Annotated in this window: 17 protein-coding genes; 5 read left to right on the top strand and 12 right to left on the bottom strand. The window is 28.6% G+C overall.

Annotated elements, in window-relative coordinates; all coding sequences use genetic code 11:
• The first annotated feature begins 91 nt into the window (after nucleotides 1–91).
• Entirely contained in the window at nucleotides 92–2,038 is a 1,947-nt protein-coding gene (ligA, locus tag CJ670_RS04430; RefSeq protein WP_105939004.1) for an NAD-dependent DNA ligase LigA, read from the top strand.
• A 119-nt stretch (nucleotides 2,039–2,157) separates the two neighbouring features.
• On the opposite strand, the gene guaB is transcribed toward ligA, so the two are convergent.
• The 8 genes from guaB to rpmJ form a co-directional block, all read right to left on the bottom strand.
• Nucleotides 2,158–3,603, bottom strand: a complete 1,446-nt coding sequence (guaB, locus tag CJ670_RS04425) for an IMP dehydrogenase (protein WP_105910827.1) — start codon at nucleotides 3,601–3,603, stop codon at nucleotides 2,158–2,160.
• Nucleotides 3,604–3,626: 23 nt separating this feature from the next.
• Nucleotides 3,627–4,985 (bottom strand): Asp-tRNA(Asn)/Glu-tRNA(Gln) amidotransferase subunit GatA, encoded by a 1,359-nt coding sequence (gene gatA / locus CJ670_RS04420; RefSeq protein ID WP_105939003.1) that lies wholly within the window; start codon nucleotides 4,983–4,985, stop codon nucleotides 3,627–3,629.
• Nucleotides 4,986–5,139: 154 nt separating this feature from the next.
• Nucleotides 5,140–5,490, bottom strand: a complete 351-nt coding sequence (gene rplQ / locus CJ670_RS04415; protein WP_105910829.1) for a 50S ribosomal protein L17 — start codon at nucleotides 5,488–5,490, stop codon at nucleotides 5,140–5,142.
• Between the two features lie 14 nt (nucleotides 5,491–5,504).
• Nucleotides 5,505–6,503: a DNA-directed RNA polymerase subunit alpha gene (locus CJ670_RS04410; RefSeq protein ID WP_105910830.1), complete on the bottom strand. Its 999-nt coding sequence runs from the start codon at nucleotides 6,501–6,503 to the stop codon at nucleotides 5,505–5,507.
• Between the two features lie 17 nt (nucleotides 6,504–6,520).
• The gene (rpsD, locus tag CJ670_RS04405) at nucleotides 6,521–7,147 is read right to left on the bottom strand and encodes a 30S ribosomal protein S4 (RefSeq protein ID WP_105910831.1); all 627 of its coding nucleotides are present in this window, start codon (nucleotides 7,145–7,147) and stop codon (nucleotides 6,521–6,523) included.
• A gap of 10 nt (nucleotides 7,148–7,157) precedes the next feature.
• Nucleotides 7,158–7,550, bottom strand: coding sequence for a 30S ribosomal protein S11 (gene rpsK / locus CJ670_RS04400; RefSeq protein WP_105910832.1), 393 nt, complete (start codon nucleotides 7,548–7,550; stop codon nucleotides 7,158–7,160).
• A 9-nt stretch (nucleotides 7,551–7,559) separates the two neighbouring features.
• Complete coding sequence (gene rpsM, locus CJ670_RS04395; protein ID WP_105910833.1) at nucleotides 7,560–7,928, bottom strand: 30S ribosomal protein S13; 369 nt, start codon at nucleotides 7,926–7,928, stop codon at nucleotides 7,560–7,562.
• 5 nt (nucleotides 7,929–7,933) lie between these two features.
• Entirely contained in the window at nucleotides 7,934–8,047 is a 114-nt protein-coding gene (rpmJ, locus tag CJ670_RS04390; protein WP_004509205.1) for a 50S ribosomal protein L36, read from the bottom strand.
• A gap of 219 nt (nucleotides 8,048–8,266) precedes the next feature.
• Here rpmJ and CJ670_RS04385 point away from each other — a divergent pair, with 219 nt between their 5' ends.
• Nucleotides 8,267–8,626 carry an HIT family protein gene (locus CJ670_RS04385; RefSeq protein ID WP_105910834.1) on the top strand — a complete coding sequence of 120 codons (360 nt, stop codon included), beginning with the start codon at nucleotides 8,267–8,269 and terminating at the stop codon, nucleotides 8,624–8,626.
• 18 nt (nucleotides 8,627–8,644) lie between these two features.
• Here CJ670_RS04385 and CJ670_RS04380 read toward each other — a convergent pair whose 3' ends face one another.
• The 3 genes from CJ670_RS04380 to CJ670_RS04370 are packed head-to-tail and all read right to left on the bottom strand — an operon-like array spanning nucleotide 8,645 to nucleotide 11,147.
• Nucleotides 8,645–9,574, bottom strand: a complete 930-nt coding sequence (locus CJ670_RS04380) for a DHHA1 domain-containing protein (protein ID WP_105939002.1) — start codon at nucleotides 9,572–9,574, stop codon at nucleotides 8,645–8,647.
• Between the two features lie 8 nt (nucleotides 9,575–9,582).
• The gene (leuB, locus tag CJ670_RS04375) at nucleotides 9,583–10,650 is read right to left on the bottom strand and encodes a 3-isopropylmalate dehydrogenase (protein WP_105939001.1); all 1,068 of its coding nucleotides are present in this window, start codon (nucleotides 10,648–10,650) and stop codon (nucleotides 9,583–9,585) included.
• Nucleotides 10,650–11,147, bottom strand: coding sequence for a 3-isopropylmalate dehydratase small subunit (locus CJ670_RS04370; protein ID WP_105910837.1), 498 nt, complete (start codon nucleotides 11,145–11,147; stop codon nucleotides 10,650–10,652). The genes leuB and CJ670_RS04370 overlap by 1 nt, the downstream gene beginning before the upstream one ends.
• Nucleotides 11,148–11,312: 165 nt before the next feature.
• On the opposite strand from CJ670_RS04370, the gene rpoD reads away from it, so the two are divergent.
• Nucleotides 11,313–13,184: an RNA polymerase sigma factor RpoD gene (gene rpoD, locus CJ670_RS04365; RefSeq protein WP_105910838.1), complete on the top strand. Its 1,872-nt coding sequence runs from the start codon at nucleotides 11,313–11,315 to the stop codon at nucleotides 13,182–13,184.
• 149 nt (nucleotides 13,185–13,333) lie between these two features.
• The gene (locus CJ670_RS04360; protein WP_105939000.1) at nucleotides 13,334–14,428 is read left to right on the top strand and encodes a tyrosine-type recombinase/integrase; all 1,095 of its coding nucleotides are present in this window, start codon (nucleotides 13,334–13,336) and stop codon (nucleotides 14,426–14,428) included.
• An 81-nt stretch (nucleotides 14,429–14,509) separates the two neighbouring features.
• Here CJ670_RS04360 and CJ670_RS04355 read toward each other — a convergent pair whose 3' ends face one another.
• Nucleotides 14,510–15,802 (bottom strand): DNA polymerase Y family protein, encoded by a 1,293-nt coding sequence (locus CJ670_RS04355; RefSeq protein ID WP_105938999.1) that lies wholly within the window; start codon nucleotides 15,800–15,802, stop codon nucleotides 14,510–14,512.
• Nucleotides 15,803–15,896: 94 nt separating this feature from the next.
• Between CJ670_RS04355 and CJ670_RS04350 the strand changes: the two genes are divergently transcribed.
• Nucleotides 15,897–16,565 carry a LexA family transcriptional regulator gene (locus CJ670_RS04350; protein ID WP_105938998.1) on the top strand — a complete coding sequence of 223 codons (669 nt, stop codon included), beginning with the start codon at nucleotides 15,897–15,899 and terminating at the stop codon, nucleotides 16,563–16,565.
• The last annotated feature ends 706 nt before the right edge of the window (nucleotides 16,566–17,271 follow it).

Raw genomic sequence — 17,271 nt, 5'->3', positions numbered from 1 at the left:
AATAATTAAACTATAACAAATAATGTATTTTTAGATATTGCTTAGCAAAAAATGATACAATATTACTCAAAATTTATAGAAAAGATAAAATATGACAAAAGAAGAGTATGAAATAAATATAAAAAAAATAATATCTTGGGCAAAGGCTTATTATGTTGACGATGAACCAATAGCAAGTGATGAAGAGTATGATAAATTAGCAAGACAGTGTTTGGAATTTGAAAATCAAAACCAAAATTTAATAAACCCAAATTCACCAAATAGAAGAGTTGGTGGAGCTATTTTGAAAGGATTTAAAAAAGCAAATCATTTAAGTCGTATGTGGTCTCAAGAAGATGTTTTTAACGACAAAGAGCTTGAGGATTGGATAAAAAGAGCTTCTAAGGTTGGTGAGAATTTAGAGTTCTTTTGTCAGCCAAAGTTTGATGGAGCATCTTTAAATCTTATTTATGAAAATGGTGTTTTAAAACAAGCAATTACTAGAGGTGATGGTGAAATAGGAGAAGATGTTACACAAAATGCTATGACGATACAATCTATACCTTTAGAAATTGATGAAAAATCTCTTATTGAAATAAGAGGTGAAGTTGTAATTAAAAAAAGTGACTTTGAAACTATAAATATTGAAAGATTAAAAAACAGTGAAGCAACTTTTGCAAATCCAAGAAATGCGGCAGCTGGAAGTTTAAGACAACTTGATTCTTCTATTACTTCAAAAAGAAAACTATTTTTTAATGCTTGGGGAGTTGGTCAAAATAGTTTAAATTTTGAAAAAACATCTCAAATGATGGATTATATATTCTCTTTAGGATTTGTAAAAACTCCTATGCAAACTTTAGTAAAAGAGATAAATGATATAAAAAAACTATATGAAAATATGATAAAAAAAAGAGATACTTTTCCTATGCTTTTAGATGGAATGGTTATAAAAATAGATGATATTTCAACTCAACAAGATTTAGGTTTCACTCAAAAATTTCCAAGATGGTCATGTGCATATAAATTCCCAGCAGTAGAAAAAACTACAAAATTAAAAGATATTATTTTACAAGTTGGAAGAACAGGAGTTGTAACACCTGTTGCAATAGTTGAACCAGTTTTAATCGAAGGTGCAAATGTAGAACGTGCTACTTTACATAATTTTGATGAGATAAAAAGACTTGATTTAAAAATTGGTGATGAAATAATTATAATAAGAAGCGGAGATGTAATCCCAAAAATTACAAAGGTTTTAAAAGATAGAAGAGTTGGAAATGAAAAAGAAATTTTAAAACCAACTATTTGTCCTGATTGTTCTAGTGAACTTTTAATAGAAGAGATTATGATTAAGTGTCAAAATCTTGACTGTCCATCAAGAGTTGTAAACTCTATAATATATTTTGCTAGTAAAAACTGTCTAAATATAGATGGATTAGGCGATAAAATAGTAGAGTTTTTAGTAAATGAAAAAAAGATTTTTGATATTTTAGACTTGTACTCTTTAAAATATGAGGATTTAGAAAACCTTGAAGGATTTAAAGAAAAGAAAATAAACAATCTTTTAAATGCTATAGAAAACTCAAAAAATAGTGAATTATATAGAGTTCTTACAGCTTTGGGAATTGAACATATTGGTGAAGTTGCTTCAAAATCTATTTGTAGTAAATTTGGTTTAAATTTGGTAGACATTTCATTTGAAGATCTTATAAGCATAGATGGAATTGGCGAACAAATGGCAAACTCATTTTTAGAGTTTTTTAGAGTAAATCGTGAATTTGTTTTAAAACTTTTTGATATTTTAAAACCAAAAGTAACTATAAAAGAAGAGGCAAAAGATAATCCATTTAAAAACAAAACAGTCGTTATAACTGGAACAATGAGCAAAAGTAGAGATGAAATAAAACTATTTTTAGAAAATCTAGGTGCCAAAGTAAGCTCTAGCATATCTAAAAAAACAGACTTTTTAATCTATGGTGAAGATGCTGGAAGCAAATATGATAAAGCAGTAGAACTTGGAGTTGTAATTTTAACAGAAGAGCAGATGTATTCAAAACTATAATCAATTTTATAAAAACCACTAAATATTTCGTGTCAAAGTAATTTTAATAGGAGAAATCCTATTAGGTTTTAAATTATTCTACTAAGAAAACGGATATAGTTTCCGTTTTCTACTCTTTTTTATACGTGATAGTTTGGAGCTTCATTTGTGATTGTTACATCATGAACATGAGACTCTCTAAGTCCTGCACTTGTAATTTCAACAAACTCTGCAGTATCTTGAAAAGTAACAATATCTTTACTTCCTAAATAACCCATAGAGCTTCTTAATCCACCAACCATTTGATGAATAATATCAGCAATAGTTCCTCTATAAGCAACTCTTCCTTCAATTCCTTCAGGTACAAGTTTATCAGCAGCAGTTCCTTCTTGGAAATATCTATCAGTACTTCCTTTTGTCATAGCTCCAATACTTCCCATTCCTCTATAAGATTTGAATTTTCTTCCTTGATAAAGAATTACTTCACCTGGACACTCATCTGTTCCAGCTAATGCACTTCCCATCATAACACAACTAGCACCTACAGCTAAAGCTTTTGCAACATCACCTGAATATTTAATCCCACCATCTGCAATAATAGGAGTTCCAGTTTTTTTAGCTTCAATAGCGCACTCATCGATTGCACTCATTTGAGGAACTCCAACACCTGCAACAATTCTTGTTGTACAGATACTTCCAGGTCCAATTCCAACCTTAACACCATCAGCACCAGCAGCAATTAAATCTCTTGTAGCTTCAGCAGTTGCAACATTTCCAGCAATTAACTGAACATCAAGCTCTGCTTTAATAGCTTTTACAGTATCTAAAATACCTTTTGAGTGCCCATGAGCAGAATCAAGTACAAGAACATCAACTCCAACAGCAACTAAAGCTCTAGCACGATCTAGTTGATTAACACCAATAGCAGCACCAACTCTTAATCTTCCAAACTCATCTTTACAAGCACTTGGATACTCAATTTTTTTATTTATATCTTTAATTGTAATAAGTCCAATTAATTTATTATTTTTATTTACAATTGGTAGTTTTTCTATTTTATTTTGATGCATTACTTCAGCAGCTTGCTCTAAAGTTGTTCCTTCTACTGCTGTAACTAGTGGCATTTTTGTCATTTTTTCATATGCTTTAAATCTGTAATCTTTAGTAAATCTCATATCTCTATTTGTTAAAATACCAACTAAAATACCATCATCATCAACAACAGGAACACCTGAAATTTTATATGTAGCCATAATATCTTCTGCATCTTGTAAAGTTTGATTAGGTTTAATTGTAATTGGATCAATAATCATTCCAGATTCAGATTTCTTTACTTTTTGACACTGTAAAACTTGTGCTTCAATATCCATATTTTTATGAATTATTCCAATTCCACCAAGTCTTGCCATTGCAATTGCAGCTTGATACTCTGTAACTGTATCCATTGCAGCACTTACAAATGGAACATTTAATTCAATATTTTTAGTTAATTTTGTTTTTGTACAAACCTCTTTTGGTAAAACTTCTGATTTTGCAGGAACAAGCAACACATCTTCAAAAGTTAAAGCTCTTTTTCTAATTCTCATCTTTATATCCTAATTATATTTTATTATTTTTTATATTTTACAGCTTTCTCCATAGATAAAGCACCATCAAATAAAGTTTGTTCTTGAAAACTATTTGCAATTAGCTGAAGTCCTATTGGAAGTCCTTCACTATCTTTTGCAACTGGTAAACTAATAGCTGGAAGACCTGCTAAATTTACACCTATCGTATATATATCTGCCAAATACATCTCTAAAGCATTTGAATATGAACCAAATTTTGGAGCAGTAGTTGGGGCAACTGGTGATAAAATCAAATCAGAACTTTCAAAAATTTTATCAAATTCTGCTTTTATAAGATTTCTTACTTTTTGGGCTTTTATATAGTAGGCATCATAATATCCTGAACTTAATACAAAAGAACCAAGCATAATTCTTTTTTTAACTTCATATCCAAAACCTTGAGTTTTTGTATCTACATACATATCTTTTAAGTTTCCATCACCTTTTCTTGCACCAAATCTAACACCATCAAATCTAGCTAAATTTGTACTAGCTTCTGCAGTTGCAATAATATAATATGTTGAAATAATTTTATTTGTATCAATCATATTTGCATGAACAATTTTGTGTCCTTGCTCTTTTAAAAGTTCAACAGTTTTATTAAATGAAGTTTGTATTTCACTAGAAGCTTGAGCAACAAAGTTATCAATAACTGTTATCGTAAATTTTTTATTACTATCTAAATTTGGAGTAACTTTTGTATAATCAATATTAGCGCTAGTAGAGTCTTTTTTATCATAACCAGCTATTATATCGTACAAAATTGCAGCATCTTCGACATTTTGAGTAATTGGTCCACACTGATCTAAAGATGATGAGTAAGCAACTATTCCATATCTTGAAACTCTTCCATAAGTTGGTTTCATTCCAACAACACCACAATAAGCAGCTGGTTGCCTAATACTTCCACCTGTATCAGTTCCTAAAGCTGCAATAGCAATTCCAGCCGCAACAGCAGCTGCACTTCCACCACTACTTCCACCTGGAATTCTTGAATTATCAATAGGATTTAAAGTTTTTCCATGAGCTGAACTTTCTGTAGAGCTTCCCATTGCAAACTCATCCATATTTGTAAGTCCAAAAGGACTTAATCCAGAACTTTCTAATTTTTCTATAACAGTTGCATTAAAAGGAGAAATATACCCTTTTAATATATTACTAGAGCAGTCAAGCTCCCAATTTTTAACATTTATATTGTTTTTAATAGCTATTGGAATTCCATTTCCATAACTATATATATCTTTATTTTCTAACTGTTCAATATAAGCGCCAACATTACTATTTTTAATTTTTATTTTTAAATCATCTTTTAATTTTTCTATATCTTCACTACTTAAATTGAGTGCTTCTTTTAAAGTCATAAACTGGTTCTCCTAAGATTTCTAGGTATAATAAACGTCTGATTTTATCTAAATTTTGTTTAAAAAAAGTGTAAGTGGATTTTGAAAGGTTATTTTTTAGGGAAATAATAGTTTTTTTTATAAAAAAAGGGATAGTTTCCTATCCCTTGAAAGATTAAATGAAAGAGATAAATGCCATTGGTGTAGCATCACCTTTTCTAATTCTTGTTTTAATAATAGATGTATATCCACCATTTCTACCTTCGTATTTTGGTGCTATTTCATTTATTAGTTTTTTAGTAGCTTCTTTGCTTTGTAATGCAGCAAATACATATCTGTGTGTATTTAAATCAGCATTTCTAGCAGATGTTACTAGTTTTTCAATATATCTTTTTAGCTCTTTTGCTTTTGGAACAGTTGTTTCAATTTTTTCTCTCTCAATAATTGCAATTGCTAAATTTTTTAACAATGCTTTTCTATGAGCAGAAGTTCTATTTAACTTTCTATAACCGTGCTTATGTCTCATATTAAACCCTTAATTTATGCTTTTAATTGCTCTAATTTTCTTCTTAAAGAAGAAGCAATATTTTCTGGAAGTGTATTTTCAACTGGATAACCTAATGACTCTAACTTTTCAGCTATTTCATTATAAGATTTTGTTCCAAGGTTTTTTATATTTTTAACTTCAACTTCACTCATAAGTACTAACTCACCTAAATATTTAATTCCATTTCTATCTAAAGCATTATAGCTTCTAGCAGTTAAGTTTAAATCTTCAATTTTTACAACCAAATCTTTTAACTCAACATTATCATCACTTGTATCATTTATTGATACTTCTGATAAATCAAAAACTTTATTAAATACTGACATTTGTGAATACATAACACTAACAGCTTCTTTAAATGCAGTAATTGGACTAATTTGCCCATTTGTAAGCACATTAAATACAGCTTTTTCAAAGTTTGGATTATCTTCAACCAACATCTTTTCAATACTATAAACCACTTTTCTAACTGGAGTAAAGAAAGCATCAATTGGTATAAAATCTGCTCCAACGATATCTCTAATATCCTCAGATGGCATATATCCAATACCTTTTTGAATAATAACTGTAAAAGTTAAATTACAATCACTATTTATAGTTGCTAAATGTTCATCTGTTGATACAACATCAACTTCAGAGTTAATTAAATCTTCACCTTTAATATCTCTAGGTCCGTTAAAAGAGTACTCAACAGAAACCTGATTTTTATCACCATTTATTTTAAATCTCATATTTTTAAGATTTATAACAAACATAGCAACATCTTCAAGCATTCCTCTTAATGAGTCAAACTCATGAGTTACGCTTTCAATCTTAACAGCAATTGGTGCATAACCAACAGATGAACTTAAAAGTAATCTTCTTAACGGATGAGCTAAAGTTATCGCAAATCCATCCTCAAATGGATATGCTGTAATTTTAGCTTCATTAGCACTAATAGCCTCAATTTCAACTTCAGTTGGTAAAAACGGAGTTTCTGCAAACTTTTTCATTGGCTACCTTTTATTTTTTATTTAGAGTATAACTCAACAATTAATCTCTCTTCAACCGGAATAACTATCTCTTCTCTAGCAGGTATTCTTGTGAAAATTCCAAATACTTTATCTTTATCCACATTTACCCAATCAACCATTCCTGTTTGATTTGTAAGCTCGATAGCTCTTTTAATTTGTGGATTATTTTTTGATTTTTCTCTAATTTCAATTTTTTGCCCAGGTTTTACTATGTATGATGGAATATCAACTTTTTTACCATCTACTAAGATATGCCCGTGAGTTGTTATTTGTCTAGCAAATGCTCTAGTTGTAGCAAATCCCATTCTATAAACAACATTATCTAATCTTTGTTCAATTAGAGTAATTAAAATTGTTCCTGTATTTCCTTCTCTTCTAACTGCTTCTTTGAAGTAGTTACTGAATTGTTTTTCAGAAATACCATACATAAATTTAACTTTTTGTTTTTCTCTTAATTGTAATCCATACTCAGAAATTTTACTTCTTCTTTGTCCATGTTGTCCTGGAGCAAATGGTCTTTTTTCTAAAGCACTTTTACCTGAAAGTCTTCTCTCACCTTTTAAACCAAGGTCTGCTTCAAGTCTTCTTTCGATTTTTTCTACTGGTCCTCTATATCTTGCCATATTTTACTCCTTACACTCTTCTTCTTTTAGGAGGTCTACAACCATTGTGTGCCAATGGTGTAACATCTTTTAACCAAGTAACTCTAATCCCATTAATAGCGCCAACTGCCTTAACAGCTGTATCTCTTCCAGAACCAGGACCTTGAATTTTAATTCCTACATTTTTAATTCCATGCTCCATTGCTTTTGCCATAGCATCTTCAACTGCAGCTTGAGCAGCAAATGGAGTTGATTTTTTAGAACCCTTGAACCCTAAGTTTCCAGCACTTGACCATGCTATTGCATTTCCCATGTTATCTGTAACAGTAACCATTGTATTATTAAAACTTGCAGCTATATGAACGATACCGTCAGCAATATTTTTTCTTACAATTTTTTTTCTAGTAACTTTTCTTTTTGCCATTATCTATCCTTATTTACTTGCTGCACCAATAGTTTTCTTTTTACCTTTTCTTGTTCGTGCATTAGTTTTAGTCTTTTGCCCTCTACAAGGTAAACCTTTTCTGTGTCTTAATCCTCTATATGAACCTAAATCCATTAAAGACTTAATATCCATAGCAACTTTTTTTCTAAGATCACCTTCTACTAGGTAGTTTTCTTGAATCTCTTTTCTAATTAAAGCAGCCTCATCTTCTGTTAATTCAAATGCTCTTTTATTGAAATCAATTCCAGTTGCATTTAAAATTAGTCTTGAATGGTGTAAACCAATTCCAAAGATGTATGTTAGTGCATACTCCATTCTTTTTTTGTTTGGTAAATCAACACCTGCGATTCTTGCCATGTGTCTTATCCTTGTCTTTGTTTATGTTTTTTGTTTTCGCAGATTACTCTTACGATACCTCTTCTTTTGATAACTTTACATTTATCACACATTTTTTTAACTGAAGCTCTTACTTTCATAAGTTTCGTCCTTCTTTGCTTTGTGTTTTTTCCAAATTTTCAACAGGAAAAATCTAAATTAAAACTCTTCCAACTCTCTATAAAATACAAATTTAATTGATTAATTTTACAAAAACTTCTTTCATGGTTGAAAAAATGGAACTGCATTATATTTAATTATTACTTAAGGATTGTTTAATATGATATAATCTTCCAAAATATAAATAGTAGGAGTTAAATATGCAAATATTTAAAAACAATTTAATAAATATAGAGATAGAAAATAGTGAAATACCTTGGTTAAAAATTTTTACAAATAAAAATATTAAAGAGTTTTCACAATGTAACAATGAAACAAAACAAGAAATTTGGAAATATCTTGATATTATAGAAAAAAAAATGATTGAATACTACAATCCTGAAAAGATAAATATTGCATCATTTGGAAATTATGTTCCTCATGTACATTTTCATATCATGGCAAGATTTAAAGAGGATAGCTTTTTCCCAGAACCTATGTGGGGAAAAAAACAAAGAGAGACAAATTTAAATTTACCCTCTTTTGAAGTTTTTATAAATGAGTTAAAAAAAGATTTTTAGCTATTTTTAAAAAATCAATCAACCATCTTGATTGATTTTTTCTATTAACTCTTTTAGAACTTTTTCTGATTCTTCTTTATAAATTTGACAAGCTCCAGCATTTTCGTGTCCACCGCCACCATATTTAAGCATTAGTTCACCAATATTTGTTTTAGAAGTTTTATTTGTAATAGATTTTCCTGTGCTATATACAATCTTATCTTTATCTTTTGCATAGAAAATATGAATAGATATATTTTGCTCAGGAAAAAGTGTATAAACCATAAATCTGTTTCCAGGATAGATAATCTCTTCATCTCTATAATCTATTATTACTAAGTTGTTATAAACTTTTGTACATTTTTTAAGCTGATCTTTAAACTGCTCCTCATATTGAAAATATAAATCAACTCTCTCTTTTACATCTGGGAGTTCTAATATTTCATCAATATTATGTCTAGCACAATAGTGAATTAAATCCATCATTAGTTGATAATTTGATATTTTAAAGTTTCTAAATCTTCCAAGTCCAGTTCTTGAATCCATTAAAAAGCTTAATAGTGTCCAAGCTCTTGGTCTTACAATATCTTCATATAGAAAGTTTGCACTATCAGCTTTATTTGCCCCTTGCATCATAGATGTAAAATATCCAGGGAAAACTTCATCTCCATCATAATAATCATAAACAACCTGAGCAGCACTAGGAGCATCTGGATCTATAATATGATTATCTTTTTTCTCATTTCTTAATGTTTCACTAAAATGATGATCAAATGCTAAATAAACTCCATCTACATAAGGAAGATTAGTTGTTATATCATTATTTGTAATCTCAATCAATCCATCTTGCATATCTTTTGGGTGAACAAAAGTAATTTCATCTATAATATCAAGATATTTAAGCAATGTACCGCAAACAAGTCCATCCATATCACTTCGTGTTACTAGCCTATACTTTTTTTCACTCATTTCATACCTTAATTGTTGATATATTCTACTATTTTATCACCCATAGCAACACAGTTTAAAACCTCTTTAGCATCAAAAGCAGCCAAATCTTTTGTTCTGTATCCATCTTTTAAAGCATCTTTTATTGCTTTTTCTATCATATCACTAGCTTTTTGTTCATTTAAAGTATATTTTAACATCATAGCAGCACTTAAAATTGTAGCTATTGGATTTGCAATTCCAAGTCCAGCAATATCAGGAGCAGAACCATGAATTGGTTCATAAATTGCTGTCTTATCTCCAGTTGATGCAGATGGAAGTAAACCAATAGAGCCAACAACCATAGAAGCTGTATCACTTAAAATATCTCCAAAAATATTTCCAGTTACAATTACATCAAACTGTTTTGGATTTCGCACTAACTGCATTGCAGCATTATCAACATACATATGAGTTAATTCAACATCTGGATACTCACGTGAAAGTTCATTCATAGTATCTCTCCAAAGTTGAGAAACCTCTAAAACATTTGCTTTATCAACAGAGCAAACTCTTTTATCTCTTTTCATAGCTAATTCAAATGCAGTTTTTCCAATTCTTACAATCTCAGGTTTTGTATATACCATTGTGTTAAATGCTTTAAATCCATCATTTTCTCTTGGTTTTCCAAAATAGATACCACCAATAAGCTCACGCACCACCATAATGTCACAACCTTTTATAACTTCTGGTTTTAGTGTAGAAGCATTTAAAAGCTCATCATAAACAATCGCAGGTCTTAAATTTGCATAAACACCCATTTTCTCTCTAAAATTCAAAAGCCCTGTTTCTGGTCTTAAATCTCTTGGAAGAGTATCCCATTTTGCTCCACCAATTGCACCAAACAAACAAGCATCGCTAGCTAAAACACCTTCAACAGTCTCATTTGGAAGAGGAACGCCTGTTGTATCAATTGCAATTCCACCCATTAAATACTCTTTATATGAAAGAGTAAAATCACATTTTTTTGCAACTGCATTTAAAACTTTAATAGCCTCATCAACTATTTCAGGTCCTATTCCATCACCTTTTATTATTGAAATATTGTAATTTTTCATTATTTAGCCTTCATCTCTTCTTTTGCATAGTTAATTAATCCGCCACTTGAGATTAACTCTTGCATAAATGGAGGAATTGGTATAAATTTATAAGTTTTTTTAGTTGTATTATTTGTAATTTCTCCATTATCTAAATCAATTGAAATCTCTTCACCCTCTTTTATTTCAATAGATTCTGGAAGTTCAAATATAGGAAGTCCCATATTAAAAGCATTTCTATAAAAAATTCTAGCAAAAGAAGGAGCAACAACCGCAGCAACTCCAGCAGCTTTTAGTGCAATGGGAGCGTGTTCTCTACTTGAACCACAACCGAAATTTTCACCAGCAACTATAATATCACCTCTTTTTAGCTTTTTAGGAAAATCTGGATCCGCATCTTCCATAACATATTTTGCTAAATGTTCAGGATCTGAACTATTTAAATATCTTGCAGCTATAATAACATCCGTATCAATATTTGCACCAAAATTCCAAACTTTACCTGTGATTTTACTCATACCTAATTCCTTATTTTTATTAACCGTTAAATATTAAGCAAAAATTTTATCCTAATTTTTAGTAAACTTTGTTTAAACACTCTTCTAAATAGTTCAATATAATCATACCTTTAAATAATTTCGGTATAATGTCCTCCTATTTAAAAAGGAGGATTTCCTAAAACAATGAGTACAAAAGATATAAATAAAACTATAGAGCAGTTAATCAAAGAGTATAAAGACTCAATATTAACTTATGAGAAAATTATAAAAATTTTTCCAAAAGCTCCAACAGGTGCAACAATTAAGAAAATTCTTGCTCTTGTACAGCTATATAATGTAAAAGTTATTAGTTCTCAAGAACAAGCTAAATTTCTAAATGATGAAGAGGCTAAAAAAAGAAAAGAGCAAAGAGAAAAACTAATCGAAGCAGAAGATGATGAGTTTGACTTACTGAAAAATAAAGAGCTTTTAGAATGGTCAAGATCTGATTCGCCTGTAAGAATGTATTTAAGAGAGATGGGACAAATTCCGCTTTTAACAAAAGATGAAGAGATTGAAATATCAAAAAGAATTGAGATGGGAGAGGATATTATCCTTGATGCTATTTGTTATGTTCCATACTTAATTGATTTTATTTTAGAATACAAAGAACCTCTTGTAAATAGAGAGAGAAAAGTAAAAGAGCTATTCAAAAACTTTGATGATGATACAGAAGAGGAAGAAGAAGAGATAGAAGATTATGAAGAAGATTTATCTGTTGATACAGCAGAGGATGATGAGAAAAAATTATCTGGTGCAAAACAAAAAAAACTAGATAAAAGAGCTCAAACAATCATAGAAGCTTTCAAAAATCTTGAAAAAACAAAAAAAGAGTGGCTAAAATTTCAAGCAAAAGAAATAGCTAAATCTGATGATGAAGTTGATGTTATGACTTTTGATTTAGCAGTTGCATTCAAAAAAAGATTATTAAAAGATGCTTTACTTGATTTAGGACCTACTTCAAAATTAATAACTGAAATAGTAAAAGCTATGGAAACATCTTTAAAATCTGATGTTGGTTTTGATAGTGAGTTAAAAAGATTAGAGTACAAACTACCACTTTTTAATGAAACTTTACAAAAAAATCATAAAAAAATTCTTGATAATATAATCAATTTATCAAAAGCACAAATAACTGCAATGGTTCCCGAAGCTACAATGGTTTCTACATATATGGAGATAAAAAAACTTTTCCAAACAGCAGAAGCTAGTAAAGAAGGTTTTGATTTAACACCTGAAGAATTAAAAGCTGTTTTAGAACAGATTAAAAGAGGGAAAAAAATAACAGATACCTCAAAAGATAGAATGGCAAAATCAAATCTTAGACTTGTTGTTTCTATTGCAAAAAGATACACAAATAGAGGTTTAGCTTTCTTGGATTTAATTCAAGAAGGAAATATTGGTCTTATGAAAGCAGTTGATAAGTTTGAGTATAAAAAAGGTTATAAATTCTCTACATATGCAACTTGGTGGATAAGACAAGCTATTTCTAGAGCAATTGCAGATCAAGCAAGAACAATTAGAATTCCTATACATATGATTGAAACTATTAATAGAATAAATAAAATTATTAGAAAAGGTATTCAAGAAAATGGTAAAGAGCCAGATGTTGAAGAGATTGCAAAAGAAGTTGGATTACCTGTCGATAAAGTAAAACAAGTAATAAAAATCACAAAAGAGCCTGTATCTTTAGAAGCTCCAATAGGAAGTGATGATGATGGTAAATTTGGAGATTTTGTACCAGATGAAAAAGCTCCAACTCCAATGGATAATATTATGAAAGAAGACCTTCAAGGTCAAATTGATCAAATTCTGGGACAATTAAACGAAAGAGAACAAGCAGTTATAAGAATGAGATTTGGTCTTATGGATGATGCTAGTGATAGAACTCTTGAAGAGATTGGAAAAGAACTTTCTGTTACAAGAGAGAGAGTTAGACAAATTGAATCAAGTGCTATTAAAAAATTAAAACACCCAAAAGTAGGGAAAAATCTTAAAAATTATGTAGAGAGTTAATCTCTATATAATTTAATTTACAATAAACCTTAAATAATATAATAAACACAAATAGCCTTAAAATAGGCACTCTCAAACTATTGACAAAATCCAAATAAACCTATAAAATCAAATAAACATATTTTAGAGTGTGATATAGGTGTAAAGAAATGGCAAGGCATACAACGAATTTAACGGGTGTAATTTATAGAGATTGCATTACAAATGGAAAAGCTGATAAAGTATATTATATAAGGTATAAAGATAACAATAGAAAAACGATTGAACTAAAAATTGGAAAATATAGTGAAGGTATAAGAGAAGCTTACTGTAATCAAAAAAGAAATGAGATTATAACAAAGCAAAGAAATGGAGAAGAGCCACCTGCAATAGCGCAAAGAAAAAAAAGAATAATAATATCAATAGAAAATATAGCAACTTACTACTTCAATGACAAGCCAACAATTAACAAAATAGTAAAATCTTACTATAAAAATCATATCCTCCCATTTTTTAAAGATTATGATTTTGAAAATATCTCTCGTGAAGATATTTCAAAATTTACAAATACTTTAAAATTAAAAAAAGTAAGTAGAACAAATAAACCATTGGCATCAAAAACAATGAATGATATTTTAAATATTTTAAAAGCAATTACAAAATATGGTTTAAAAAATGATTTACTAAAAAATGATTTTACAAAATATATAAATCTTTTTGATGTAGATAATACAAGAGAAAGATTCTTATCAAAAGAAGAAATACAAATATTATATGACAAAATAAAAGAGGATGAAACAATTTATCTATTTTTTAAACTAGCTTTAAATACTGGTGCAAGATTAGCAACTTTACAAAATATTTGTAAAAAAGATATTGATTTATCGAATCAACTATTAACTTTAAAAGATTTTAAAAATAATACAACTTATAAAACTTTTTTAACTGATGATTTAAATAATTTATTAGAATTTAGAATAAAGCATTTGGAACCAAATGATAAGATATTCAAAACAACTCAAGAATTAAAAGCGAGAACCATTTTAAATGATTTATTCAATATTGGTATAGATTTAGAGGATAGAAAAAATAAAGTTGTAATTCACACATTAAGACATACTTTTGCAAGTCATTTAGCTATCAATGGAACTCCAATTTTTACTATTCAAAAATTAATGAATCATAAAGATATAAAAATGACTTTGAGATATGCAAAATTGAGTCCAGATAGTGGAAGAGAAGCTATTGTAAATTTAGATTTATAGTTAAAAAATGCAATAGTTAAAAAAATGTTTTTATTGATGATGGAATGATCCCAAATACTAAAAAAAGAGACAACAACAATTTCAAACAAGCTCTTCACTTGCATACTTCACAATATCAATACCATATTTATCTCTTACTTTTAATAGATTTTCATTTAATGCTTTATATTTTAGATCTTTTTTATAATCTATTAAACAAAAGGTTTTAATATTATGATCTGATGCAAAGTTTGATGCACTTATTGCTATATAGTGTATTTTGTAGTTTAATCTTGTATCTAGTTTTTTTATCATAAATTTTGCTAAATCTATTAGAAATTTTTCATTAAATAGTCTATTTTCTGTAATTGATTGAGAGTTTTTTATTCCATATTCATATCTAATTTTAAAGTAAAAAGTTGTTGGATTTAAATTTAATTTTGTAATTGTATAACTAAGATATCTAGCAAGTATCATTACTCTTCTATATATTTCATTTCTATCAATAATTGCTTTAAAGTTTCTACTAATACCAATACCTCTTCTATCACTATATGGTATTACTCTTTCATTATCAGTTCCACAAATTCTTTCATATAATTCAACTCCTGTTTTACCATATAAGTATAATAAATTTGGTCTAGCTCTTAATTCTCCTAATGTTTTAACTCTATAATCAGCTAATTTTTTACTAATTGCTCTTCCAATACCTGGAAAATCATTTACATCAATATCTTTTGTGTAATCAAGTACCCTACTTTCTTCTAATACATATACACCAAATGGTTTTATTCTATCAGTTATAAGTTTTGCGATCCATTTGCTTTTACTAGCTCCAATTGTAATTGGTAGATCAAATTTCTCTTTTATATCATCTCTTAGATCTTTTATAAATTCTAACGTATCACTATTTTTAACCCAACCATTTAAATCTCCAAAAAACTCATCAATTGAGTATTGTTCAAGTACAGGTATTTTAAATTCAAGATATGCTTTTAGCTTTTGAGATAGTTCTTGATAAAATAGATGATCACTAGGAATAATGATTAAATTAGGACACATATATATTGCTTCTCTTAATGGAGTTCCTGTTTTTATACCATAAGGTTTACACTCATAGCTTTTTGCAATTACTATTCCATGAATTTCACCATTTTCATCTAAAAACTCATCTTTCCATGCTTTTAATATATTATTAGTGTCATAAGAGTTTTTAAACTCTAAAACACTATTAAATGCTCCAGTATCACCAAGAATTACACCTTGTTTTTTATCTTTAGAAAATATCTTTTTATCACTACTTTTAGCAACAACAACATTTTTATCTTTTAAAAAAGGGTATCTAGTTCTTTCAGCACTCACAAAATAACAATCTAAATCCAAATGTATCTTCATATTAGTATCCAAAATTATAATTAATTAAAGAAATTATAATTATAATTGTAAATATGGATTAAAAAGTTAAACAATATTTAACTAAAGGTAAAAAATGAATGTAAATGAGATTATAGAGAAGATAAAAGATATATTATCAAATGAGTTAAATAATAAAAGAGTATTTGATAAAGATGTAGCAGCAGCATTAAATCTTTCAAAGCAATCACTATCAATATTAAAGAAGAAAAACTCTATTCCCTATGAAGAGATAGCAAAATTCTGTGCTATTAGAAAAATATCAATCAATTGGGTTTTATTTGATCAAGCACCAAAGTCATTAGAAGAGCAAACTAATAAGTATTCAAGAATAAAATACTTTAATGAGATAAATGCAAGTGCTGGTGGAGGTGGATTTAACTATGATGACAATTATGAGCTATTAAGTATAGATAAGAAATTACTAGACTCTTTATATAAATCCAATAACTCAAATCCTGAATCAATAATTGCATTAAATGTAATAGGTGATTCAATGGAGCCAACACTATTAAACAAAGAGGTAATATTATTTGATAAAAACAATATAGATATCTCAAAAGGTGGAATATTTATAGTTTCAACAAATATAGGATTACTTGTAAAAAGAGTATCTTTAAAACTAGACGGATCAATAGAGCTAATAAGTGATAATAAAAACTACAATAGTGAAATAATACAAAAAACCGAACTAGATTCAATTCAGATATTAGGTAAGGTTGTTGGTAAAGTTGGGTTGGTGTGAGGAGAGTTTTTTACGTATATTTTTAGAGTAATTTCATGGGGACTGTGAAGAAAATAAACAAATGCAAATTATTATAATTTTTCTCCACAAATAATATACAATTAAATAAGTTAAGAAAAATAATATAATTAAAAACAATAAAAAGCCTTCAAATAGTACCCTTACAGCTATATATTATTTTTCAATACATCAAAAAAAACTTTTAATATATTAATTTTTTGTACAAATTTTACACAGTAAAAAATCTCACTAAACAATAAAGATTATAGTACATTTAAAATATAGATTGAGATAAATATCACTTAGTATTAAAAACAATTTATATTAAAGATATTCGTTTATAACAGTTTGGCAAGTTTAGAAGTTTAGCAAGATAATTTCAATATTTCAGTTTAAATACCAACTAATCAGTAACAACTGGATTAAATGTTTCTTTTTAATAAATACCTCTTCCAGTTGTTTGCTCATTTTTTAAGTAACCTTAAAAAATCGAGCCTTTGAAATTAATACGAAATATATTTTATTCAATATGTATCATTTAAAAATATTACATAATATGGTTTGTAGGGACGCAAAGAATTTGGCCACCGCGCGCATTGACACTTGGCCACTTGACGCATAATGATTTGGCCACCGTGCGCATTTCAAAGTGAGCCATGAAATCTTTATGATGCGTCTATAAGGTTGAGCTAAGTTTTAGAGTATT

Source organism: Arcobacter cryaerophilus gv. crypticus, from assembly GCF_002993025.1.
Classification (GTDB): domain Bacteria; phylum Campylobacterota; class Campylobacteria; order Campylobacterales; family Arcobacteraceae; genus Aliarcobacter; species Aliarcobacter cryaerophilus_B.
This window is presented reverse-complemented; position numbering and strand designations above follow the sequence as displayed.

What these genes read in the sequence shown, in the direction of transcription:
- CJ670_RS04360 (WP_105939000.1), top strand. Translation starts at nt 13,334, where the DNA reads ATGGCAAGGCATACAACGAATTTAACGGGTGTAATTTATAGAGATTGC.
- rpmJ (WP_004509205.1), bottom strand. Translation starts at nt 8,047, where the DNA reads ATGAAAGTAAGAGCTTCAGTTAAAAAAATGTGTGATAAATGTAAAGTT.
- CJ670_RS04355 (WP_105938999.1), bottom strand. Translation starts at nt 15,802, where the DNA reads ATGAAGATACATTTGGATTTAGATTGTTATTTTGTGAGTGCTGAAAGA.
- rplQ (WP_105910829.1), bottom strand. Translation starts at nt 5,490, where the DNA reads ATGAGACATAAGCACGGTTATAGAAAGTTAAATAGAACTTCTGCTCAT.
- rpoD (WP_105910838.1), top strand. Translation starts at nt 11,313, where the DNA reads ATGAGTACAAAAGATATAAATAAAACTATAGAGCAGTTAATCAAAGAG.
- CJ670_RS04370 (WP_105910837.1), bottom strand. Translation starts at nt 11,147, where the DNA reads ATGAGTAAAATCACAGGTAAAGTTTGGAATTTTGGTGCAAATATTGAT.
- ligA (WP_105939004.1), top strand. Translation starts at nt 92, where the DNA reads ATGACAAAAGAAGAGTATGAAATAAATATAAAAAAAATAATATCTTGG.
- rpsD (WP_105910831.1), bottom strand. Translation starts at nt 7,147, where the DNA reads ATGGCAAGATATAGAGGACCAGTAGAAAAAATCGAAAGAAGACTTGAA.
- CJ670_RS04380 (WP_105939002.1), bottom strand. Translation starts at nt 9,574, where the DNA reads ATGAGTGAAAAAAAGTATAGGCTAGTAACACGAAGTGATATGGATGGA.
- guaB (WP_105910827.1), bottom strand. Translation starts at nt 3,603, where the DNA reads ATGAGAATTAGAAAAAGAGCTTTAACTTTTGAAGATGTGTTGCTTGTT.
- gatA (WP_105939003.1), bottom strand. Translation starts at nt 4,985, where the DNA reads ATGACTTTAAAAGAAGCACTCAATTTAAGTAGTGAAGATATAGAAAAA.
- CJ670_RS04410 (WP_105910830.1), bottom strand. Translation starts at nt 6,503, where the DNA reads ATGAAAAAGTTTGCAGAAACTCCGTTTTTACCAACTGAAGTTGAAATT.
- rpsM (WP_105910833.1), bottom strand. Translation starts at nt 7,928, where the DNA reads ATGGCAAGAATCGCAGGTGTTGATTTACCAAACAAAAAAAGAATGGAG.
- rpsK (WP_105910832.1), bottom strand. Translation starts at nt 7,550, where the DNA reads ATGGCAAAAAGAAAAGTTACTAGAAAAAAAATTGTAAGAAAAAATATT.
- CJ670_RS04385 (WP_105910834.1), top strand. Translation starts at nt 8,267, where the DNA reads ATGCAAATATTTAAAAACAATTTAATAAATATAGAGATAGAAAATAGT.
- leuB (WP_105939001.1), bottom strand. Translation starts at nt 10,650, where the DNA reads ATGAAAAATTACAATATTTCAATAATAAAAGGTGATGGAATAGGACCT.
- CJ670_RS04350 (WP_105938998.1), top strand. Translation starts at nt 15,897, where the DNA reads ATGAATGTAAATGAGATTATAGAGAAGATAAAAGATATATTATCAAAT.